The 21386-nt window shown below is 70.5% G+C and carries 22 protein-coding genes; 10 read left to right on the top strand and 12 right to left on the bottom strand.

Going from position 1 to position 21386, the window contains the following annotated elements; all coding sequences use genetic code 11:
* Positions 1 to 398: 398 nt before the first annotated feature.
* Positions 399 to 1676: an MFS transporter gene (locus EES42_RS03735; RefSeq protein ID WP_241196283.1), complete on the bottom strand. Its 1278-nt coding sequence runs from the start codon at positions 1674 to 1676 to the stop codon at positions 399 to 401.
* A 166-nt stretch (positions 1677 to 1842) separates the two neighbouring features.
* Here EES42_RS03735 and EES42_RS03730 point away from each other — a divergent pair, with 166 nt between their 5' ends.
* A complete protein-coding gene (locus EES42_RS03730; RefSeq protein WP_124716635.1) occupies positions 1843 to 2829 on the top strand; it encodes a LuxR C-terminal-related transcriptional regulator in 987 nt (328 codons plus the stop codon).
* 48 nt (positions 2830 to 2877) lie between these two features.
* On the opposite strand, the gene EES42_RS03725 is transcribed toward EES42_RS03730, so the two are convergent.
* Positions 2878 to 4545: a fumarate hydratase gene (locus tag EES42_RS03725; RefSeq protein WP_164495158.1), complete on the bottom strand. Its 1668-nt coding sequence runs from the start codon at positions 4543 to 4545 to the stop codon at positions 2878 to 2880.
* 203 nt (positions 4546 to 4748) lie between these two features.
* On the opposite strand from EES42_RS03725, the gene EES42_RS03720 reads away from it, so the two are divergent.
* Both EES42_RS03720 and EES42_RS03715 read left to right on the top strand, forming a co-directional pair.
* Positions 4749 to 5465 carry a DUF1707 SHOCT-like domain-containing protein gene (locus EES42_RS03720; protein ID WP_124716633.1) on the top strand — a complete coding sequence of 239 codons (717 nt, stop codon included), beginning with the start codon at positions 4749 to 4751 and terminating at the stop codon, positions 5463 to 5465.
* Positions 5466 to 5708: 243 nt separating this feature from the next.
* Positions 5709 to 6089 carry a WhiB family transcriptional regulator gene (locus EES42_RS03715; protein ID WP_124716632.1) on the top strand — a complete coding sequence of 127 codons (381 nt, stop codon included), beginning with the start codon at positions 5709 to 5711 and terminating at the stop codon, positions 6087 to 6089.
* A gap of 178 nt (positions 6090 to 6267) precedes the next feature.
* Here the strand turns inward: EES42_RS03715 and glpX are convergent, their stop codons facing one another.
* Positions 6268 to 7299 carry a class II fructose-bisphosphatase gene (glpX, locus tag EES42_RS03710; protein WP_124716631.1) on the bottom strand — a complete coding sequence of 344 codons (1032 nt, stop codon included), beginning with the start codon at positions 7297 to 7299 and terminating at the stop codon, positions 6268 to 6270.
* 141 nt (positions 7300 to 7440) lie between these two features.
* Here glpX and EES42_RS03705 point away from each other — a divergent pair, with 141 nt between their 5' ends.
* The gene (locus EES42_RS03705; protein WP_124716630.1) at positions 7441 to 7959 is read left to right on the top strand and encodes a DUF4245 domain-containing protein; all 519 of its coding nucleotides are present in this window, start codon (positions 7441 to 7443) and stop codon (positions 7957 to 7959) included.
* A gap of 127 nt (positions 7960 to 8086) precedes the next feature.
* On the opposite strand, the gene EES42_RS03700 is transcribed toward EES42_RS03705, so the two are convergent.
* From EES42_RS03700 to EES42_RS03685, 4 genes are all read right to left on the bottom strand, one after another.
* On the bottom strand, positions 8087 to 8677 hold the full coding sequence (locus EES42_RS03700) for a malonic semialdehyde reductase (protein WP_124716629.1): 591 nt from the start codon (positions 8675 to 8677) through the stop codon (positions 8087 to 8089).
* A gap of 332 nt (positions 8678 to 9009) precedes the next feature.
* Positions 9010 to 9303: an exodeoxyribonuclease VII small subunit gene (locus EES42_RS03695; protein ID WP_124716628.1), complete on the bottom strand. Its 294-nt coding sequence runs from the start codon at positions 9301 to 9303 to the stop codon at positions 9010 to 9012.
* A gap of 67 nt (positions 9304 to 9370) precedes the next feature.
* On the bottom strand, positions 9371 to 10582 hold the full coding sequence (gene xseA / locus EES42_RS03690; RefSeq protein ID WP_124716627.1) for an exodeoxyribonuclease VII large subunit: 1212 nt from the start codon (positions 10580 to 10582) through the stop codon (positions 9371 to 9373).
* A gap of 170 nt (positions 10583 to 10752) precedes the next feature.
* Positions 10753 to 12189, bottom strand: coding sequence for an APC family permease (locus EES42_RS03685; protein ID WP_241196228.1), 1437 nt, complete (start codon positions 12187 to 12189; stop codon positions 10753 to 10755).
* Positions 12190 to 12263: 74 nt separating this feature from the next.
* Here EES42_RS03685 and EES42_RS03680 point away from each other — a divergent pair, with 74 nt between their 5' ends.
* Both EES42_RS03680 and ppgK read left to right on the top strand, forming a co-directional pair.
* Positions 12264 to 13253, top strand: coding sequence for a 4-hydroxy-3-methylbut-2-enyl diphosphate reductase (locus EES42_RS03680; protein ID WP_206433355.1), 990 nt, complete (start codon positions 12264 to 12266; stop codon positions 13251 to 13253).
* 99 nt (positions 13254 to 13352) lie between these two features.
* A complete protein-coding gene (gene ppgK, locus EES42_RS03675) occupies positions 13353 to 14090 on the top strand; it encodes a polyphosphate--glucose phosphotransferase (RefSeq protein ID WP_124716625.1) in 738 nt (245 codons plus the stop codon).
* Positions 14091 to 14123: 33 nt separating this feature from the next.
* Here ppgK and EES42_RS03670 read toward each other — a convergent pair whose 3' ends face one another.
* Positions 14124 to 14621: a DUF6542 domain-containing protein gene (locus EES42_RS03670; RefSeq protein WP_124717397.1), complete on the bottom strand. Its 498-nt coding sequence runs from the start codon at positions 14619 to 14621 to the stop codon at positions 14124 to 14126.
* Between the two features lie 453 nt (positions 14622 to 15074).
* On the opposite strand from EES42_RS03670, the gene ychF reads away from it, so the two are divergent.
* Entirely contained in the window at positions 15075 to 16163 is a 1089-nt protein-coding gene (gene ychF, locus EES42_RS03665) for a redox-regulated ATPase YchF (protein ID WP_124716624.1), read from the top strand.
* 114 nt (positions 16164 to 16277) lie between these two features.
* On the opposite strand, the gene EES42_RS44570 is transcribed toward ychF, so the two are convergent.
* The 3 genes from EES42_RS44570 to EES42_RS03655 all read right to left on the bottom strand — a co-directional run bounded on the left by EES42_RS44570 (position 16278) and on the right by EES42_RS03655 (position 17974).
* Positions 16278 to 16433, bottom strand: a complete 156-nt coding sequence (locus tag EES42_RS44570) for a hypothetical protein (RefSeq protein WP_164495157.1) — start codon at positions 16431 to 16433, stop codon at positions 16278 to 16280.
* 56 nt (positions 16434 to 16489) lie between these two features.
* Positions 16490 to 16996 carry a DUF2004 domain-containing protein gene (locus EES42_RS03660; protein WP_164495156.1) on the bottom strand — a complete coding sequence of 169 codons (507 nt, stop codon included), beginning with the start codon at positions 16994 to 16996 and terminating at the stop codon, positions 16490 to 16492.
* A 108-nt stretch (positions 16997 to 17104) separates the two neighbouring features.
* A complete protein-coding gene (locus EES42_RS03655; RefSeq protein ID WP_241196227.1) occupies positions 17105 to 17974 on the bottom strand; it encodes an NAD(P)-binding domain-containing protein in 870 nt (289 codons plus the stop codon).
* A 124-nt stretch (positions 17975 to 18098) separates the two neighbouring features.
* On the opposite strand from EES42_RS03655, the gene EES42_RS03650 reads away from it, so the two are divergent.
* Complete coding sequence (locus EES42_RS03650; RefSeq protein WP_241196226.1) at positions 18099 to 18533, top strand: TetR/AcrR family transcriptional regulator C-terminal domain-containing protein; 435 nt, start codon at positions 18099 to 18101, stop codon at positions 18531 to 18533.
* On the opposite strand, the gene EES42_RS03645 is transcribed toward EES42_RS03650, so the two are convergent.
* Positions 18512 to 19096, bottom strand: coding sequence for a class I SAM-dependent methyltransferase (locus tag EES42_RS03645; RefSeq protein WP_124716621.1), 585 nt, complete (start codon positions 19094 to 19096; stop codon positions 18512 to 18514). The two genes, EES42_RS03650 and EES42_RS03645, sit on opposite strands and share 22 nt — an antisense overlap.
* A gap of 55 nt (positions 19097 to 19151) precedes the next feature.
* Between EES42_RS03645 and EES42_RS03640 the strand changes: the two genes are divergently transcribed.
* Positions 19152 to 19907, top strand: a complete 756-nt coding sequence (locus tag EES42_RS03640; protein ID WP_241196225.1) for an AraC family transcriptional regulator — start codon at positions 19152 to 19154, stop codon at positions 19905 to 19907.
* Between the two features lie 453 nt (positions 19908 to 20360).
* Complete coding sequence (locus EES42_RS03635; protein WP_241196224.1) at positions 20361 to 21260, top strand: peptidoglycan recognition protein family protein; 900 nt, start codon at positions 20361 to 20363, stop codon at positions 21258 to 21260.
* Positions 21261 to 21386 lie beyond the last annotated feature (126 nt).

Raw genomic sequence — 21386 nt, 5'->3', positions numbered from 1 at the left:
ACGTTGAGGGTTGAGGAACCCGCGCCGCCGCCGCATGCGGTGCGGGCGGTGCGCGGCGCGGGGTGGCGGCCGGTCCCGGGTCACCCGGGCGATCCGGTGGGACCGCCCGGGGCCCGCGACTGTCTGCCGGTCCTCCGGGGCGGGTATCCCGGGGCCGGCGGCGGCCGAGTGGTTCAGGAACGTCCGACAACCCACCAAGGCGGGCCGGTACGGCGCAAGTCCGCGGCGCGGCCCGCTGCGTGAAAGCGGCGGTGCCGGACCGGCCGCCGCGGCGGCGGGCTCCCGGGCGGGCGGGAGTGTGCCGGGGCCGGCACCGGGAGCGTGCGGGACGGCACGGCGGGCGCCCGGCGCCTCGCCGATCCCCCCGAGATTGGCTGAATAATGCCGTACGGGAATTCTCACCGCTCCGGCCCGACGCGATCGGCGCCGGAACGGGGAGCGGGGACGGCGGCCCGCCCGCGCGCCCCGGACACCCTGATCAGGAACACCACGGCGACCACGACGGCCGCCCCGTGCGACCAGCCCACGACGGCCAGCGGGCTGTACCTGTCGAGGGCCGCGGCGACCAGGATCATGCCGACACCGAACCCGAGGTTCTCCAGGGTCGCGGAGAGCCCGAAGGCATGAGCGCGCAGATCGGCCGGGAGCGTCTGCAGATGGGAGGTGTACGAGACCTCCGTGAGCCCGTCGGCCGCCCCCGCCGCCAGTGCGATCACGGCGGTCGCCGCCCAGGGGAACCCGGCGAACGCCAGGATGAACGCCCCGGACATCAGACAGGTGCCGTACCCGAAGCCCGGCGCCCCCACCGTCCGCCCGGTGCGTTTGACGTACCGCTGGATCACCTGCTGCGCGGCGACGTTCCCCAGCGCCCACAGACACCAGAACGCGCTGATGAACACGGCGGGGTGATCCGCGTCGAGCGCGGCGGAGTGGACCGGCAGCGCGGCGTTGTGGGAGGAGGAGCCGAAGGCGTCCACACTCCGCAGCACCACCATCAGACCGAGACCCGGAGCGGCCGCCGACGCGAGGAACGCGCCCGGCCGCCGCCACCGGCCCGGCTTCCCCCGGCCGCCGGTCCGCCCCTTCCCCCTGTCCCCGCCGGAATCCCCCTCCGATTCCGGCCGGGCGTCCTTTCCCCGGCCCCCGCCCGGGATCGGCAGCAGCGCCACCGTCGCGGCGCAGACCACGAAGGTGGCCATGTCCACCACGAAAGCGGCGGTGTAACCGACGAGTGAGACCACCACGCCCGCGGACGCGAAACCGGCCACCATTGCCAGCGAACGCCCGGTGATGGAAAGGGAGTTCGCCCATGACCGCCGGTCGTCGCCGACCATCTCGGGAATGGAACTGCGCAACGACACCATGAAAAGCGTTCCGCAGCCGCCGACCACCACGGAAACGGCCATCAGCGCGGCAGTCCGCATCCCCCCGGGCGCGAGAACGAGCAGCAGCATCACCGCCGCCTGCGCCACATTCGTCCACAGCATGACGCGCTTGGCGGTGAACCGGGCGAGCAGACCACCGGCGACCAGTCCCGCGACAAATCCGGACGCCAGCCGCACGGCCATGAACAGGCCCATCGCGAGCGCCTTGCCCGTCGTCTCGTAGACGAACAGATTGAGCGCCACCATGTTCAGAAAAGTGCCGTACGAGGACAACGCGTATCCGGCGATCAGGAATCGATAGCGGCGCTCCCCGCGCGCGGGGGCGGCCCCCTCGCTCTCCGGTGCCCGGTCCGGCCGGTCGTCCGCCTGCTCGATGTCCTGCGTCACCGGCCCATACTCACCGAGCGGTTGCGCACACCCATGACCGCGTGATTGCACGAATGTAATCTGCATCCTTGTGAAGGACGATCATTCCGGCCCACGGGCGTGTGATTGCCGCGAATCGTCGCCGAACCGCGTCTGCGACCCGGCCCTCGCGGCCTACCGGCGCGCGCTCGCGGACGGAAGCCTTCCGGCGGACGAGGTGCCCGGCTGCCTGAGCGCCCTGCATCTGATGGTGGAGGACCGAGACGCACCGGGGCGGCTCGTCCCCGTACCGCCCGAGACCGCCTCGTTCGATGTGCTCGGGCCCATCGAGGCGGCGATCGCCCGGCAGCGCCGCACGCTGCGTTCGGCGCGCGCCGCGCTGACCGTGTTCGAGGGCCTGTACGCCGACGCGCACCGCCTCGAACCGTCCGCGCTCACCCGGCTCTCCGGCGAGGCCGTCATCGGCAAGGCGCTCGAAGCGGGCGTCGCGGGCTGCCGCGAGGAGGTCCGCACCGCCCACCCGGGCGGCGGCCGCCCCGTGCACGTGCTGGAGGAGTCACTGCCCAGGGACGTACGCAATCTGCGCCGAGGCATCCGGCAGCGGACCATCTACCAGCACACGGTCCGCTCGGACCGTACGACGCTCGCCTACATAGAGCGGGTGACGACCGAGGGCGCCGAGGTCAGAACGCTCGCCGAGGTCGCCGACCGGATCATCGTCTTCGACCGGAGCCTGGCGTTCGTCCCGTTCTCCGACGAGCCGCACAGCGCCCTGCGCATCCAGCACCCGTCCCTGGTCCGCTTCCTGGCCCGCCACTTCGACGAGGCCTGGGCCCGCTCGGTCCCGATCCGCCCGGAACGGGTGCCGCTGCGCACCCCGGTCGTCACTTCCGACCTGCAACGGACCATCCTGCAGGCGGTGGTGGGCGGTGAGACGGACCAGTCGATCGCCCGCCGGCTCGGCATGAGCCGCCGCAGCGTCGCGGAGCACGTGCGGAGGGTCTCCGAGCAGCTGGGCAGCAGGAGCCGGGCCCAACTCGGCTATCTGGTCGCCACGTCGGGCCTGCTGGAGGCGTGAGCACGGCCCCGCGGAGCGCTCCGCGGGGCCGTGCTTCGTACCGACGCGTCAGGCGAGACCAGGGCCCCGCACCGGAATGCTGGTGAACGTCGGCGCAGGCGCGGGCTCGGTGAAGAAGTCGTTGCCCTTGTCGTCGACGACGATGAACGCGGGGAAGTCCTCGACCTCGATCTTCCAGACCGCCTCCATGCCGAGCTCCTCGTACTCGACGACCTCGACCTTCTTGATGCAGTCCTGCGCGAGCCGGGCCGCCGGGCCGCCGATCGAGCCCAGGTAGAAACCGCCGTGCGCGTCGCACGCGTCGGTGACCTGCTTGGACCGGTTGCCCTTGGCGAGCATCACCTTGGAGCCGCCCGCCGCCTGGAACTGCGCGACATAGCTGTCCATCCGGCCGGCCGTCGTCGGGCCGAAGGAGCCGGAGGCGTACCCCTCGGGTGTCTTCGCCGGGCCCGCGTAGTAGACCGGGTGGTCCTTCAGGTACTGCGGCATCTCCTCGCCCGCGTCCAGCCGCTCCTTGATCTTGGCGTGCGCGATGTCGCGGGCCACGACCAGCGGACCGGTCAGCGAGAGCCGGGTCTTGACCGGGTACTTGGTCAGCTCGGCGAGGATGTCGTCCATCGGCCGGCTGAGGTCGATCTTCACGACGTCACCGGCCTCGTCGAGGTGCTCGTCCGTGGTGTCCGGCAGGAAGCGGGCCGGGTCCTTCTCCAGCTGCTCCAGGAAGACGCCCTCCGTGGTGATCTTCGCGGTGGCCTGGCGGTCGGCCGAGCAGGACACGGCGATCGCCACGGGCAGCGAGGCGCCGTGCCGGGGGAGGCGGACGACGCGCACGTCGTGGCAGAAGTACTTGCCGCCGAACTGCGCGCCGATGCCGATCTTCTGCGTCAGCTCGAAGACCTTCTCCTCCAGCTCCTTGTCCCGGAAACCGTGACCGGTGGGGGAGCCCTCGGCGGGCAGCTCGTCCAGGTAGTGCGCGGAGGCGTACTTCGCGGTCTTCAGCGCGAACTCGGCCGACGTACCGCCGACGACGATCGCCAGGTGGTACGGCGGGCACGCGGCCGTGCCCAGCGAACGGATCTTCTCCTCCAGGAACTTCATCATGGAGGCCTCGTTCAGCACGGCCTTCGTCTCCTGGAACAGGAACGACTTGTTGGCCGAGCCGCCGCCCTTCGCCATGAAGAGGAACTTGTACGCGCCGCCGTCGGTGGCGTACAGCTCGACCTGCGCGGGGAGGTTCGAGCCGGTGTTCTTCTCCTCCCACATGGTGAGCGGAGCCATCTGCGAATAACGCAGGTTGAGCTTGGTGTAGGCGTCGAAGATGCCGTGCGACAGCGCCTCCTCGTCACCGCCCTCGGTGAGGACGTTCTGCCCGCGCTTGCCCATGACGATCGCGGTGCCGGTGTCCTGGCACATCGGCAGCACGCCCGCCGCCGCGATGTTCGCGTTCTTCAGCAGGTCGAGCGCGACGAACTTGTCGTTGGACGAGGCCTCGGGGTCGTCCACGATCCGCCGCAGCTGCGCCAGGTGGGCGGGGCGCAGGTAGTGCGAGATGTCGTGCATGGCCTCGGCGGCCAGGGTGCGCAGCGCCTCCGGAGCGACCTTGAGGAACGTACGACCGTCGGCCTCGAAGGTGGAGACACCCTCGGAGGTCACCAGACGGTACGGCGTGGTGTCCTCTCCCAGGGGGAGCAGATCGGAGTACGCAAACTCTGGCATTACGGCCATTCCTCACTCGGCAGACGGCGGCTGACCTCCCTTGGGCAGCGCACCCACCAGGGTAGAACGCCGCGCGAGCGCCGAAGCTGTGAGGTAAGGCTCAGTTCGGCCACCCCGGGGCGGCCCTCGCGGGGCGGGGTACGACGCGGCGGAGGCGAGGCAGGGGCTAGTCGCGATCTATCGCGTTTGGGTACGCTGGGCCGGTGGACCTCGAAAAGCAGCCCCAGCAGCCCCAGCGGCCGGTGGCCCCGGCAGAACCGGCGGCCCCGGTGGCCCCGGTGACTCCGGTGGAACCGGCCGGCATCCGCGCCTCCGACGCGGACCGGGACCGGATCGCGGACATCCTGCGGGAAGCCATGGCCGAGGGCCGGCTCACCGCCGACGAGCACGCCGAGCGGGTCGACGCGGTCTACCGCGCCAAGACCGTCGGCGAGCTGGAACCGCTGGTGCGGGACCTGCCCGCCCCGGGTGGTGCCGCCCGTGCGGCCGCAGCCCCCGGTACCTACGGTCACGAGAGCCCCGCCGGCCCCACCGGCCCCGCCGAGAACCTGGTGGCGATCTTCAGCAGTTCGACCCGCAAGGGCCGCTGGCGGGTCGGCAGCCGTACGAACGCCTTTGCGCTCTTCGGCAGTGTGGAGGTCGATCTGACCGAGGCGCTTTTCGGTCAGAGACTCACGGTCATCAACGCGACCTCCATCTTCGGGAGTGTGGAGATCAAGGTCCCCGAGAACATCTCGCTGCGCGGCAGCGGCACGGGCGTCTTCGGCAATTTCGAAGTCGCCACACTGGAATCCGCGGACCCCGAGGCGCCGGTGGTCGTGGTCAACGGCTATTCCGTGTTCGGCAGTGTGGAGGCGAAGCCCAAGCGGGGGAAGTTCATCGCGGACCTCCAGGACCGGCTGCGCAAATACCTCGGATAGCCCACCCGAAACCGCTCCGGACCACCCTTCGAAACTCCGCAGGAACTCCTTCTGGAAGTGCTCCGGAAGTGCTTCGGAAGTGCTTCGGAAGTGCTTCGGATCTGCTTCGAAAACAAGCCAGATTCCTGGTCGGCCGCTATTGTGCAGCCCCGGCCGAGTGCCACTCAGTGCATAGGCGTGCGCACAGCGGGTAGGGACTGCTGCATCGTCTCTCGCTCGCGAAGCCGTCGTCAGGAGTAGACCGTGCTGCAACTGCCGCATCAGCCCCTGCAGGTCGCCGCCGTTCCTCCCCAGCGCACCCCCGCGCGGGAGGACCAGGCCGGCCCCTGGCATTCGGAGGCGGTGTGCCGCCGGGATGAAGCCGGGCTGTTCTTCGCCCCGTCGAAGGAGCCGACTGCTGCCAGGCTCGCCCGCGAGGAGTCCGCGAAGCGGGTCTGCGCGCGCTGCCCGGTGATGATCGAATGCCAGGAACACGCACTCATACAGCCGGAGCCGTACGGGGTGTGGGGCGGGCTCACCGCCGCCGAGCGCCGTGTGGTGCTGGCCCGGCGCAGACGTCGCGAAATGGAGCGCAAGGCCTCGTCTGCCGCCGGTGCGACGGGCCGGATCGCCGCGGCGGGCTGACCGGAGCCGGCCCGTCGGGGCCGTAGGGCCGCTACGCGAAGAGGCGCCCCCACCGCACATGGGGGGCGCCTCTTCGCGTTCTGCTGCCGGCGGTCTCCGGGACGGGGCCGTTCCCGGATCTCCGGGGCCAGGCCTCTGTGTCTCCGGTCCTCCCGGACGGCCCTGCTTCCCTGCTCCCCTACTTCGCGCGGTCGAAGTCGATCGCGCTGTAGGCGCGCAGCTTCGAGAGCCGGTGCGTGGAGTCGATCTTCCGGATGGTGCCGGACTTGGAGCGCATGACGATCGACTCGGTGGTCGCCGTCTCCGCGCGGTACCGCACACCGCGCATCAGCTCGCCGTCCGTGATGCCGGTCGCGACGAAGAACACGTTGTCGCCGCTGACCAGGTCGTCGGTGGACAGCACCCGGTCCAGGTCGTGCCCGGCGTCCAGCGCGCGCTGACGCTCGGCCTCGTCCTTCGGCCAGAGCTTGCCCTGGATGACGCCGCCGAGGCACTTTATGGCGCAGGCCGAGATGATGCCCTCGGGGGTGCCGCCGATGCCCATCAGCAGGTCGACGCCGGTCCCCTCGCGGGCGGCCATGATCGAGCCGGCGACATCGCCGTCGGAGATGAACTTGATCCGGGCGCCGGTCTCGCGGATCTCCTTGACGATGCCCTCGTGGCGGGGGCGGTCGAGGACGACGACCGTGACGTCCTCGGGGGCGGAGTTCTTCGCCTTCGCGACCCGGCGGATGTTCACCGAGACGGGGGCGTTGATGTCGACGAAGTCGGCGGCCTCGGGACCGGTGACCAGCTTGTCCATGTAGAAGACGGCCGACGGGTCGAACATGGCGCCGCGGTCCGCGGCGGCCAGTACGGCGATCGCGTTCGGCATGCCCTTGGCGTTCAGGGTCGTGCCGTCGATCGGGTCGACGGCGATGTCGACCTCGGGGCCGGTGCCGTCGCCGACGCGCTCGCCGTTGAACAACATGGGGGCTTCGTCCTTCTCGCCCTCGCCGATGACGACGACGCCGTTCATCGAGACGGTGGAGACGAGGGTCCGCATGGCTTTCACGGCGGCGCCGTCGGCGCCGATCTTGTCGCCGCGGCCCACCCAGCGCCCCGCCGCCATGGCGGCGGCCTCGGTGACCCGGACCAGCTCCAGGGCGAGGTTGCGGTCGGGGGCCTCGGGGGAGACCTCAAGCTGGGACGGCAGATGATGCTCGGACATCGGAGCGCACCTTTCTGTACGGCGACGACCGGAAGAGGGTGCTGTGACTCTATCGTCAGGTCGACAAAATGAGCAGACCGGGTCACTTATGAGCGGCTGCCCCCGGGGTGGGCCCGTCGGGCCTAATGCGACCATGGACCCGTGGCTAGCAAGCGAGGCAAGCAGACAGTGCGGGACATGTTCCTGTCGATGGCGGTCATCTCCGCTGTGGCAGGGGTTGTTTACATCTTCGTTCCGCACGACGAGAACGCCAACCCGGTCAAGACGGTCGACTACCGGGTCGAGCTCCTGACGGCCCGCCGCGCGGCGCCGTACCCCGTGGTCGCCCCGGACGGACTGACCGAGAAGTGGAAGCCGACCTCGGTCAGCTACGACCGCAAGGCGGGCAACAGCTGGCACCTGGGCTTCCTCGACCCGGAGGGCAAGTACGTCGCGGTGGAGCAGTCCACGTCCCCGGCGAAGAAGTACGTCACCGAGGTCAGCCAGGACGCCAGGAACACCGGGCGTACGAAGCAGGTCGCGGGCGAGACCTGGCAGCACTGGGAGGGCTCGAAGTACGACGCCCTGGTGCGCCACGACAAGGGCTCGACCACCGTGGTCACGGGTTCCGCCTCGCCGGAGCGGCTGGCGGAGATGGCCGCCGCACTCAAGACCTCCTGACACCGTACGGAAGAAGGCCCTGGAGCACCCGATCCGGTGCTTCAGGGCCTTCTCCGTACGCCGCGGGCGCGGCGGTGGCCGGACTTCGTGCGGTCCGACTCGGACGGTCCGACTCAGATGGTCCGACTCAGACGGTCGTGACGACCTCGTCGTAGGCGAGGCGCGGCAGGCGCGGGAACCAGGCGTCCTCGCCCGGCTTGCCGATGTTGACGACCATCAGCAGGCTGTGGTCGCCGTCCAGGAACTCCTTCTCGATGCCCGAGGCGTCGAAGCCGGTCATCGGGCCGGCGGCCAGGCCGGCGGCGCGGATGCCGATGAGGAAGTACGCGGCCTGCAGCGAGCCGTTCAGCGCGGCGGCCGACTCGCGGACCGGGCGCTCGGAGAAGAACGCGTCCTTGGCCTGCGGGAAGTGCGGCAGCAGGGCCGGGAGCTCCTCGTGGAACTCGTTGTCGGTGGCCAGGATCGCGACCAGCGGGGCGGTCGAGGTCTTCGGCTGGTTGCCCTCGGCCATGTGCTTCACGAGGCGCGCGCGGGCGTCGTCGGAGCGGACCAGGACGACGCGCAGCGGCGACTGGTTGAACGCGGTCGGCCCGTACTTGACCAGGTCGTAGATCGCCTGGACCTGCTCCTCGGTCACCGGCTCGTCGGTGAATGTGTTGGCGGTGCGGGCCTCACGGAAGAGGAGGTCCTGGGCGGCGGGGTCAAGAGCGAGGGACATCGTGCGTATTGCCTTCCGGACGTACACATGGATCGACTGACGCGGATCACGGTAACCCGGAGATAGGTTAACTTTCAACTAAAAATGCCCGGGGTGATCTGTTCCACAGCGGCCCGGCGGCCCGGCGGCCCGGGCGGTCCCGGCGACTCGGGCGGTCCCGGCGACTCGGGCGGTTCGTGCGGTCCCGGAGGCCTCAGCGGCCAGAGCGGTCCTGGCGGTCACCGGACATCCTGGCGGCCTCAGCGGTCACCGGACGGCCCCGTGGTCCCGTGGGCCCCGGAGGCCACAGTGGTCCCGGGGCCCACGGGGACTCCCGGGCGTCCCCGTGGGTCTCAGCCGTTGTCGGCCGTTGCCGTTGCCGTCGCCGTCGCTGCCGTCGTGCCGCCGCCGTTCTCCCGGGAGTCGGCCGGACCGGCCAGTGCCGCGTCCAGCCGGGCGCGCGCGCCCTCCAGCCAGCGCCGGCACACCTTCGCCAGTTCCTCGCCCCGCTCCCAGAGCGCGAGGGACTCCTCCAGCGTCGTACCGCCGGCCTCCAGGCGGCGCACCACCTCGATCAGCTCGTCACGTGCCTGCTCGTAGCCGAGCGTGCCCGTGGCACCAGCCGCCGTAGTCGCGTCGTCCGTCATGCGTCCCACCCTACGTTCCGGCCCACCGGGAGCCTGTGACCTCGTCCGTCCATGAATCTGACCCCGCTCACTCGCTCACCCGCACGGCGAACTCGCCCCCCGAGACCCGCGCCCGCAGCACCTCGCCCGGCGCCCCCGCGTCCTCGGGAGCCCGCACGACGTGGCCGTCGGGCCGCTGCAGCACCGCGTATCCGCGCTCCAGCGTCGCCGCGGGCGACAGCGCGACCACCCGCGCCCGGGTGTGGGCGAGCTCAGAATCGGCCCGGTCCAGCAGATGCCCCAGCACCCGCCGGCTCCGCCCGACCAGCGCGTCGATCTCCGCCGCGCGCTCGTCCACCATCCGCTGGGGGTGCTCCATCGACGGCCGGCCCAGGGCGTGCGCCAGCCCCCGCTCCTCCCGGTCCAGCAGCCCCCGTACCGAGCGCAGCGCCCGGTCGCGCAGCTGCCGCACCCGGTCCAGCTCCTCGCCCACGTCCGGCACGATCTTCTTGGCCGCGTCCGTCGGCGTGGAGGCGCGCAGGTCCGCGACCAGGTCGAGCAGCGGGGAGTCCGGCTCGTGGCCGATCGCCGACACCACCGGCGTGCGGCACGCGGCCACCGTCCGGATCAGCTGCTCGTCCGAGAACGGCAGCAGGTCCTCGACGCTGCCGCCGCCCCGCGCCACGACGATCACATCGACGTCCGGCAGGTCGTCCAGCTCCTTCACCGCCTGGACCACCTGATTGACCGCGTGCACACCCTGCACCGCCGCGTTGCGCACCTCGAAGCGCACCGCGGGCCACCGCCGCCGGGCGTTCTCCAGCACATCGCGCTCGGCCGCCGACGCCCGCCCGCAGACCAGACCGATCAGCTGCGGCAGGAACGGCAGCGGCTTCTTCCGGTCGAGCGCGAAGAGCCCTTCCGAGGCCAGCGACTTCTTCAGCTGTTCCAGGCGGACCAGCAGCTCACCGATGCCGACCGGCCGTATCTCCGTGGCCCGCAGGGACAGCTGGCCGCGCGGCGCGTACCACTCCGGCTTGGCCAGGACGACGACCCGCGCGCCCTCCGTCACCACGTCCGCGATCCGGTCGAAGACCTGCCGGAAGCACGTCACGCTCACCGAGATGTCCTGCGACGGGTCGCGCAGCGTCAGGAACACCACCCCGGCACCCGGGCGCCGCGACAGCTGGGTGATCTGCCCCTCGACCCAGACCGCCCCGAGCCGGTCGATCCAGCCGCCGATGAGCCGCGACACATCACCTACGGGCAGCGGAGCTTCCGCGGACGTTTGGAGAGCCATGCGAGCGAGCGTATCCGCCCCCACCGACAGACCGGGCGCATCCGCCCCGCCGACAATCGAGCAGCCACGGCAGCGGCCACGGCAAGGGCAGCGCGGAGACCGCCCCTGCCCGGTTCACGCCACCCACACCGCCCGGTTCGCACCACGTACACCGCCCGACTCACAACCACTCACACCACCCGGCCCCACACCGCCCAGCCCCACACCGCCCAGCCCCACACCGCCAGCCCCACCGCGAGCCAGCACGCCCCCACCACCTGGGCGCTCCCGGTCGCCTCCACGATCACCGCGATCAGCACCCCCGCACCCACCACCGGCACCAGCACATGCCGCCACCAGCTCGGCGGCCCCGCCATCCGGCGTACGGCGAACCAGCCGACCACCGACGCGTGCAGCAGCACGAAGGCCGTCAGCGCGCCGATATCGACGACCGACACCAGATGGTCGAGCCCGTCGTCCCGCCGGGCCGCCCACACCGCGGCGATCAGCGTCACCGTCGCGGCCAGCAGGATCGCGATCCGCGGCACCCCGGACCGCGGATCGACCCTGGAGAGCACCGAGGGAAGCCGCCGCTCCCTGGCCATCGCGAAGAGCAGCCGGCCCGCGGCCGCCTGCCCGGCCAGTGCCGCGAAGGCCGCCCCGATCGCCTTGCTGACGGCCACCAGATCGTGCAGCCAGCTCCCGACCGCCGAGTCCACCGTGTCGTAGAAGGCCGAGCCCTGCGCGGCCGGATCGGCGGCCAGCTCCGCCGACGTCATCGGTTCCAGCAGCGCGGCCAGATACGCCTGCGCCACGAACAGCACACCCGCCAGCACCAGACAGAACAGCAACGCCCGCGCCACCTTCGCCGAGCCCCCGGTCACCTCCTCCGCGAACGAGGCGATCGCGTCGAAGCCCAGATACGACAGCACGGCCACCGAAACCGCCCCCAGCACCGCCGCCGCGGAGAAGCCGGAATCACCGGTGAGCGGGGTCAGCCAGCCACGCTGCGCTCCGTCCCGTACGAGCACCACCACCGCCGCCACCAGGAACACCAGCAGCACCACGATCTCCATCGCGAGCACCGCGAATCCGACCCGGGCGGCGGCCCGCACACCCCACAGGTTCAGCAGCGTGGTGACGACGACGGCGAGCGCCGTCCACACCCACCGCGACACCGAGGGCACCAGAGAATTCAGCGCGATCCCGGAGAAGAGATAGGCGACAGCCGGGATCAGCAGATAGTCGAGCATCGCCATCCACCCGGCGATGAACCCCGGCCCCTCCCCGAGCCCCTTGCGTGCGTACGCGAAGACGGAACCCGCCAGCGGGGCGACCCGCACCATCTGGGCGTAGCTGAACGCCGTGAACGCCATCACCACCGTCGCCGCTACGTAGACCAGCGCGACGGCACCGTCGGACTTCGCGTCCAGCGTGCCGAACACCCCGACGGGCGCCATCGGCGCGATGAACAGGAGCCCGTAGACCACCAGATCCCGGAACCCGAGCGTCCGGCGCAGCCTGCCACTCTCCTGATGCGCCCCTGCCGCCCCCGCTGCGCCCGCCGCCCCGGCCGTCCCCGCTGCTGCCCCTCCCGACTCAGTGCCGCCGCTGTCGGTGTCCGACATGAGCCCTCCCTCGATCGCGTACGGATCAGTCTCGCCACCCGGCCGATCTTCCGCGCGTTCGACTCGGCCTTACGATGGGTCGCATGACTGCTACGACACCTCGCCGCGTTCTGCTCGCCGCTCCCCGTGGCTACTGCGCGGGCGTGGACCGTGCCGTGATCGCCGTGGAGAAAGCCCTGGAGCAGTACGGCTCCCCGGTGTATGTGCGCCACGAGATCGTTCACAACAAGTACGTCGTACAGACCCTGGAGAAGAAGGGCGCGATCTTCGTCGAGGACACGGCGGAGGTCCCCGAGGGCTCGATCGTGATGTTCTCCGCGCACGGCGTCGCGCCGACCGTGCACGAGGAGGCGGCCGAGCGGAAGCTCGCCACGATCGACGCGACCTGCCCCCTGGTCACCAAGGTCCACAAGGAAGCCGTCCGCTTCGCGCAGGACGACTTCGACATCCTCCTGATCGGCCACGAGGGCCACGAGGAGGTCATCGGCACCTCCGGCGAGGCCCCCGACCACATCACGCTCGTCGACGGCCCCGAGGACGTCGCCGGTGTCGAGGTGCGCGACCCGTCGAAGGTCGTCTGGCTCTCCCAGACCACACTCTCCGTCGACGAGACGATGGAGACGGTCGGCGCGCTCAAGGAGAAGTTCCCGCTGCTGATCTCGCCGCCCAGCGACGACATCTGCTACGCCACGCAGAACCGCCAGATCGCGGTGAAGCAGATGGGCGCGGACGCCGACCTGGTGATCGTCGTCGGTTCGAAGAACTCCTCCAACTCGGTCCGCCTGGTCGAGGTCGCCCTCGGCGCCGGTGCGAACGACGCCCATCTGGTCGACTTCGCCGAGGAGATCGACGAGGCCTGGCTGGAGGGTGTCTCCACGGTCGGCGTCACCTCCGGGGCGTCGGTCCCCGAGGTGCTGGTCGACGGCGTCCTGGCCTGGCTGTCCGAGCGCGGTTTCGAGGACGTGGAGATCGTGAAGTCGGCCGAGGAGTCCATCACCTTCTCGCTGCCCAAGGAGCTCCGCCGCGATCTGCGCGCCGAGGCCGCCGCCCTCTCGCAGAAGTAGAGCCCCGGCGTCACACCGTTCCGCCTTCGCTCCGCTCCGCTTTCGGGACGTTCCGCTTTCGGGAAGTGGGCCGGGCAACCTGCCCGTACCGTGGATTGCATGCAGATCTTCGGCGTGGACATCGGCGGATCCGGGATCAAGGGCGCTCCCGTGGACCTGGACCGCGGAGACCTGGCGCAGGAGCGCCACAAAGTACTGACACCGCACCCGGCCACGCCCAAGGGCGTGGTCGAGTGCGTGGCCGAGGTCGTCGGCCACTTCGACTGGCAGGGCCCGGTGGGCGTGACCTTCCCGGGCGTCGTCACCGGCGGGGTCACCCGTACCGCCGCCAACGTCGACAAGGGCTGGATCGACACGGACGCCCGCGGACTGATCGGTGACCGGCTGGGCCTCCCCGTCACCGTGCTGAACGACGCGGACGCGGCCGGCGTCGCGGAGATGACGTTCGGCGCGGGCCGGGGCCGCAAGGGAACCGTGATCGTGCTGACGTTCGGTACGGGGATCGGCAGCGCCCTCTTCGTGGACGGCCGGCTCGTACCCAACACCGAGCTGGGCCATCTGGAGCTGAACGGCCACGACGCGGAGAAGCACGCCTCCACCAAGGCCAAGGAGGACGAGGACCTGAGCTGGCACCACTGGGCGCACCGGGTGCAGAAGTACCTGGCCCATGTGGAGATGTTGTTCTCGCCCGAGCTCTTCATCATCGGCGGCGGGGTCAGCCGCAAGGCCGACAAGTTCCTGCCCCTGATCGAGCACGTACGGGCCGAGATGGTCCCCGCGGAGCTCCAGAACAACGCGGGCATCGTCGGCGCCGCAATGGCGGCCGGCGGCCACTAGGGCCTGCCCGTCGGCGTCGGCCCGCCGAGCCGCTCAGCGGCGCGGGCGGCGCGGTCCCTGCGAGGAGGGGCGCGCCGTCTGCGCGGCGAGCAGCATGCGGCGCTGCCGCTGACGCATCAGCCGTACCTTCCGTACGGTCGCGATGAGCCCGGCGATGAGCGTTCCGCCGTACAGCCACCCGGCGTGCACGGCGAGCGCTGTCACGACCGCCATGGTCTGGCCGCCGAACCCGCCCGTGCCTCCGGCGATCGGGATGACGCCGACGGCGAACGCGATCGGCACGATGATCGGCGCGGTCACCAGGTCCGCGGGCCGCACCCACAGCGCGGTCAGCGCGCAGACCGGCAGGAACAGCACACCGAACACCACCGACGAACCGTCGAGGACCAGCAGGTCGAGGCAGGCCAGTACGAACATGGTGGCAGCGGCGAAGAGCCCGGCCCCGATCCCGGTCAGCCGGGGATTCGGCAGCCTGCGCAGCGCGAGAACGACGGGCGGCACCGGACGCGAACGGCCCTCCGGCGCGCTCACCACCCGGTAGACGGTCGCGGTCTCCTCGATGGTGCCCTGCGGGGATGGGGACGGGGACGGGGATGGGGACAGCGGGGCCTGGCGAGACTGCCTGCGCTGCGGGGGACGTGTCCTGTGCTGCTCCACCGGGACAACGTAGGTCGCCGGACGGCAGGAAGCAGGTACGGGACACGCCCTTTGCGCGACCTAGGGGATGAGTTCGATGCCACACGGCCGAACGGGAACCGAACCGGCACCCGACGCAGCAACCGAACCGGCACCCGGCACGGAACCGAACCGGCACCCGGCACGGAACCGAACCGGCACCCGGCACGGAACCGAGTCGACACCCGACACAGGAACCGAATCGTGGCCCGACCGGACCCGTGGGGACCCGGCCGCCCCCGCCCGTAAACTGGAGAATCGACCCACCCGGGCCCGCAGTACCACTCCACTCCTCAGGAAGTCGCCAACGTGTCGCTCACGATCGGAATCGTCGGCCTGCCGAATGTCGGCAAGTCGACCCTGTTCAACGCCCTGACCAAGAACGACGTGCTGGCGGCCAACTACCCGTTCGCCACGATCGAGCCCAACGTCGGCGTCGTCGGCGTCCCGGACGCCCGGCTGAACAAGCTGGCGGAGATCTTCGGCTCCCAGCGGCTGCTCCCCGCGACGGTCGACTTCGTCGACATCGCCGGCATCGTGCGCGGCGCCTCGGAGGGCGAGGGCCTGGGCAACAAGTTCCTCGCGAACATCCGCGAGTCCGACGCGATCTGCCAGGTCATCCGCGCCTTCAAGGACGAGAACGTCGTCCACGTCGACGGCAAGGTCTCGCCCAAGGACGACATCGAGACGATCAACACCGAGCTGATCCTCGCCGACCTCCAGTCCGTCGAGAAGGCCATCCCCCGCCTGACGAAGGAGTCCCGCCTCCAGAAGGAGAAGGTCGCGGTTCTCGCCGCGGTCGAGGAGGCCCAGAAGATCCTCGAAGCGGGCGACACCCTCTTCCACGCCGGCATCACGGCCTCCACCGAGAAGGGCCGCCTCCTCCACGAGCTGCACCTCCTCACCACCAAGCCGTTCCTCTACGTCTTCAACGTCGACGAGGACGAGCTGGTCGACGAGGACTTCAAGAACGAGCAGCGCGCTCTGGTCGCCCCCGCCGAGGCGATCTTCCTCAACGCCAAGATCGAGTCCGAGCTGATCGAGCTCGACGACGACGAGGCCCTGGAACTCCTCCAGTCCATGGGCCAGGAAGAGCCCGGCCTGGCCACCCTCGGCCGCGTCGGCTTCGACACCCTGGGCCTCCAGACCTACCTCACGGCAGGCCCGAAGGAAGCCCGCGCCTGGACGATCAAGAAGGGCGCCACGGCCCCCGAGGCGGCCGGTGTGATCCACACCGACTTCCAGAAGGGCTTCATCAAGGCGGAGATCGTCTCCTTCGAGGACCTGGTCGAGACCGGCTCGGTCGCCGAGGCCCGCGCCAAGGGCAAGGCCCGCATGGAGGGCAAGGACTATGTGATGCAGGACGGGGACGTTGTGGAGTTCCGCTTCAACGTCTAGCAGGCACCATTTCGTCACGTTGCTGATCTGGCAGGCATGCTGGTCAGAAGGGGTCCGGCTCTTCGGAGGCGGGCCCCTTGCTCTCTTTCCGTGCTGGGATCGCGGGATGGCTCGTCAGGGAGCGGCCGGTTCACGGTGTGACCTGGGGCGCGCTCCTTGTTTCGAGCACAGCAGATCGGTGAGGAGGCCGTCGAGCGGGCTGCCGATGGTGGCGGCATCGGCGTGGTCGAACCATGAGGCCCGGATGCGTTCGATGTCGAGAAGCCGCACGCACCGCGCTCCGCGCTGTCGGCGGGGTCGCTGCCGTCGAGGGAGGACCGACGCGGTCAGCTCTCCCAGTCGACGGACGCCACGGTCCCGTCGCCGGCCATCTTGACGGCGAGGAGCTCGTCACTGGTCGCGGCGTCGATCGTGTAGTCCACGACGATCCGGGCCCTGGCCTCCCCGATCAGGTGCCACAGCCCGATCCGGATGGGGTGCATGGCTGCGGTGAACGCGTCGACGCTGATCGCTTCGCCGTTCGCATCCCGGGTGAGGCGTTTGATCACTTCGGCGTCGTCGAGTTCGTCGGCGTGGTGGTCGATGAAGTAGCGGTCCTGCCGCAGGTACTCGCGGATCGCCGCCCGAGCCGCGGTGTCCAGGGCCGGCAGGTGGGCCAGGCGCGTCGCGAACGTATTCAGTTCGTCCGCGTCCAGCCCGGAGTTGGGGTCGGCCCACAGCCGGACTTCGGCCTCGTTGCTTCCCAGCGAGGCCGTGCCTTCCCAGATGACTTCCGTCTCGTCCGCCGACGGAGCCTCAAGGTGCCCGAAGCAGGGGTGATCGATGCTCTTCATGGGGCCTGTCATTCCGATGGACGGTACCGGGTACGGCTTGAGAAACAGTGAGCGTTCCTGGCCCACGATAAGGCCCCGATCATTTCGTGTGGCAGAGCTGCCTGTTCCTCAGGTCTTGGCCGGTGGTCGCCGCCGCTGTGCGGCGTTGGCGTCCTGGGGCTTCTCTTGTTCTGTCTTCTGTTCTGCCGCAGGTTCCGTGCTGGGATCCTGCCGGGACCGCAGGTCGGTGAGGAGGCCGTCCAGCGCGCTGTCGAGGGTGGCGGCGTTGGTGTGGTCGAACCATGTGGTCCGGATGCGTTCGTTGTTGCCCTTGGGGGTTTCGTGGTCGGCGGCGAGTTGTCGCAGGGAGCGGGTCTCGTCGCCCAGGGCGCGGCCGACGGCCTGGAAGAGGCCCCGTACGTAATGTTCCGCGTCGGCGGCGGGGATGCCGTGTCCGGCGGCCCATGAGGTGAGCGCGGCGAGGTACGCGTAGTGGGTGGTGAGCGTCCCGGTCAGTGCGGAGAAGACGTCGAAGGCTGCCTCGTCCGCGACTGGAAGTGCCCCGCCGAGCTGCTCGAAGAAGGCGTCGACGGCCGGGTGCGCCGGGTACGTCACGGTGACGGAGCGGCGGTCGCGCACGGAAGGCAGCGGGATGGCGCGTACCAGCGGGGCGTCGGTGGCGAGCATGGCGCGCAGGTTGTCGTTCGAGACCCCGGCCATCACGTTGACCACCACCTTGGCACCGTCCACCCGCAGACCGTTCAGCGCCTCGTGGCGGTCCTCGCGGCGTACGGCGATGATGATCAACTCGGCGCGGTCCACGACCTGTTGGTTGTCGGCGCAGACGCGTACGCCGTCGAACCGCTCGGAGAGTTCGGTGGCGGTGCGGGCGCCGCGCGGCGAGAGGAGCACCTCGGGCGTCGGGCCGGCCGCGTCGCACAGGCCCTCCACGAGGGCCCGGCCGATCTCTCCCACTCCGATGATGCCGATACGTTTCACGGTGCCGTCCGCTCCGGTGTGTGGTGGTCGTGACCCGCGTCCGTGAGGTCTCGCGGATTCCTCCACAGCAGGGTGATGGCCAGGGCGCCTGCCAGACAAGGGGCGACCCCGGCCCATCACCGAGGTGGTGGCGCCCGCTCCCGATGGCGCGCCGCACGACTGGGAGGAGGTCGCCCGGCGGACGGCCCACTCCTGCCGGGACATGGCGTACCGGCATCCTCGGGTGTTCCCGCTGCTGGCCACCCGCGCCCAGACGTCGCCGGTGGCCATTTCCGCCCTGGAGAGCCTGGTCGTCGCGATGCGTGCGGCCGGCCTGCCCGAGCGTGTGGCGGCGGATGCCCCGATGGTGCTGTTCGGCTTCCTCAACGGGCACTTGCTGGCCTGTACCGGCGGCGGCCCCGACGGGCCGGCTCCGGTGCCCGAGTTCGACTCCGGCACGCACCCGGGCATGGCCGCCCTCGCACCCCGGTGGGCCGACTTCGGATCTGTCGCGGAGTTCGACCGGATGCTCGACATCGTGCTCGACGGGATCAGGGGTCAGGCGGCTCGCTCGTCCTGAGCGGGAGGCTTGTGCGCGGAGAACGTCAGCCGGCTGCCCACGCAGAGCGTGATGTCGACGTAGCCCAACGTCTGGAGGCGTACGAGGAGCGTGGCCGGCTCCACCGGGTTGTAGATGTCGCCCTTGTGGAACGCGTGCAGCGACTGGCTCGGCAGACTGTCGGCCCCGACGAGCACGCCGCCCGGCCTGAGCACCCGGAGGATCTCCGCGAGGAGGGTGTTCTGGAGAGCCGTTGTCGGTACGTGGTGCAGCATCGTGAACGACGCCGCCGAGTCGAAGGAGTCGTCCGCGAACTCCAGCGCGGTGCCGCTCCCTCGGTGAACTTCCACGTTCGTCCCGGAGAACCGGTCGGCCAGCAGCGACGCCGCCTCGGCCTCGATCTCCACGGCCACCAGGCGGTCGACCTTGGTCCGCAGCCATTCGGTCGCCGCTCCCGGACCGGGGCCGACCTCCAGCAGCTCTTTCCCGAGATCGGCACGCGCGACGGCCAGCGGCAGTACCTCGTCATGGAGATGGGCGGCCCACTCCGGGCTCGCGCACAGTTCGGCGTGGTCGGTGTTCATGACGACAACGCTACGGAGGGGTGCCGCTGTCCAGAAGGACGTAACCTTCCAACTCATGTCGGGAAACGGACAGGGCGATGCGCTGGTCTCCATCGGGACGTTCTTCATGCCGGCGGGAACACGGTTCACCCAGCACACCCACCGGACGCATCAGCTGGCCTGGGCCTCCTACGGCACCTTGACGGTCGACGTGGCCTCCCGGCGGTGGGTACTGCCCACCACACGCGCCCTGTGGATCCCGTCCGGAGTGCCGCACGAGGTCGTCTCGGCCGGCCGCACCACGATGACCTCGCTCTATCTGCCGACGTCGCCGCCTCCCGACCCGGGGCAGTGGGACACGGTCCGGCCGACCCGGGTCACGCCGTTGCTGGCCGAGCTGATCGGCTACCTGGACGATCCGGACCTCGGCGCCGAGTGCCGGGCGCACGGCGAGGCGGTGCTCCTCGATCTGCTCCGGCCGGTGACGGCCACCGCTCTTGAAGCCCCACTCCCCACCGACCCACGCGCCCGCCAGGTCGCCGGGGAGCTGCTCGACGATCCTGCCTGTGCGCTCGCGGTGGAAGCGTGGGGGCGCCGGGTCGGTACCTCCGGGCGCACGCTCGCCAGACTGTTCCTGGCCGACACCGGCATGCCGTTCGGCCGTTGGCGCACCCTCGTTCGCCTGCAGGCGGCGCTGCCCGCCCTGGCCGCCGGCGAGCCGCTCCACCGGGTGTCGCGCGGAGTCGGCTACGGGACGGTCAGCGCCTTCGTCGCGGCGTTCCGACGTGAGACCGGCACCACCCCGGGCGCGTACTTCGGCGCGCGCCGATAGGAGGCCGTCGGTGCCCCGGTGCCCCGGTCGCTGCGGGTCAGCCGGACGGAGCCGCCGAGGTCGAGGTGGCTGCGGCCGGTCATGGCGCCGGAACCGGTGTGAGGGGCTCGATGTGCGTACCGCCCGGATGTTGAACGGTCGGTGACGGTCGCGATGGGCGTGTGTTCTGCGGGCGGTCACGCGAAAGCCGGGGAGGTGATTCGTATCGGCTATGAATTGCCAGGTCAGGGGATTTCTGTGCGATCTGCCGAGAGTCGGCGGCGGCCGTGTGGACCGCCGTGGCGACCACCGACTTCCTTCGCCTATTCGTCACTCTTCGTGATTGCCGGTCGGGGAGCCGCAGTGCTCGCCTGTCTGCACTAATCCGGCGCGCGCGGCGAACCCGGCGCCGCAAAGCTGTGGGCATACGCGCTCCCGCCGGCATCCCGGCGAAAGACGAAGAAGGTTTTTCCTGTGCGTCTGTACCGAATAGCGCTGTGGGTCACGGTTCCCATAGCGCTTCCCCTCCTCGCGGCACCCGCCGGAGTGACGGCGGCCCGGGCCGTTCGCGATACGGCTCCGGAAGGGCCGCTCTCCGTATGGCAGCCCGAAGCGGCCACGCAGCCGGTCCTGCCGGTGGTCGACGCCGCGTCTCCGTTTCCGGCGCTCGGGGCGGCGTCGATGGTGCTGCCCCGTGTGGTGCCCCGGCCCGCCATCGTCTCGCGTGCGCAGTGGCGGGCCGACGAGACCAAGCGGGACCCCCATGCGCACTACGCGGGAGGGGTCAGGGCGGTCTTCATCCATCACACCGACACCCCCAACGGCTACGACTGCGCCGACGTCCCCCGTACCCTGCGCAATCTGTACACGGGCCAGACCCGTGACCGGAGTTGGGGGGACCTCGGATACAACTTCCTCGTCGACAAGTGCGGCACCATCTACGAAGGCCGCGCCGGCGGTACCGACCGCCCCGTCGTCGGCTCCCACACCCTCGGGTTCAACCAGGGCACCACGGGGATCGCGGCCATCGGCACCTTCGGGCCGGGGGCACCGGTACCGGCGGCCATGGAGCACGCGATCGCCGCCCTCGCGGCCTGGAAGCTCGGACTGGGCGACGTCGACCCCGCGGGCAAGGTGCGGCTCACCTCCACCAACGGCAAGAGCCGTTACGCCAAGGGCACTTCGGCCGAGTTCGACGCCATCTCCGGCCACCGCGACGGCTTCGCCACCAGCTGTCCCGGCGAGGCATTGCTCGCGCGGCTCCCCGCCATCCGGACCCTCGCGTCGAGCCTTCAGGGCAGGTTGTCCCCGCGCACACCGTCCGGCACCCGGTTCGCCGTGAGCCTGGGGAGTCCTCGTCGCGGCGGTGAGTGACGGTAGGCGGGGCGGGCCCCGGCCCCGGGTTGCCGAGCGGGGTGACGGGCCGCTCCAAGTGCTCCTCGAAGCAGCACAGTTCGCGCACCCCCCGCAGGCGGCTCCCAGGAGTCCCGGTGGGATGTT

Origin of the sequence: Streptomyces sp. ADI95-17 (assembly GCF_003846175.1) — a bacterium.
In the GTDB taxonomy this organism is placed as follows: domain Bacteria; phylum Actinomycetota; class Actinomycetes; order Streptomycetales; family Streptomycetaceae; genus Streptomyces; species Streptomyces sanglieri.
The sequence above is the reverse complement of the archived record's forward strand: the minus strand, read 5'-3'. Positions and strand labels throughout refer to the sequence as shown.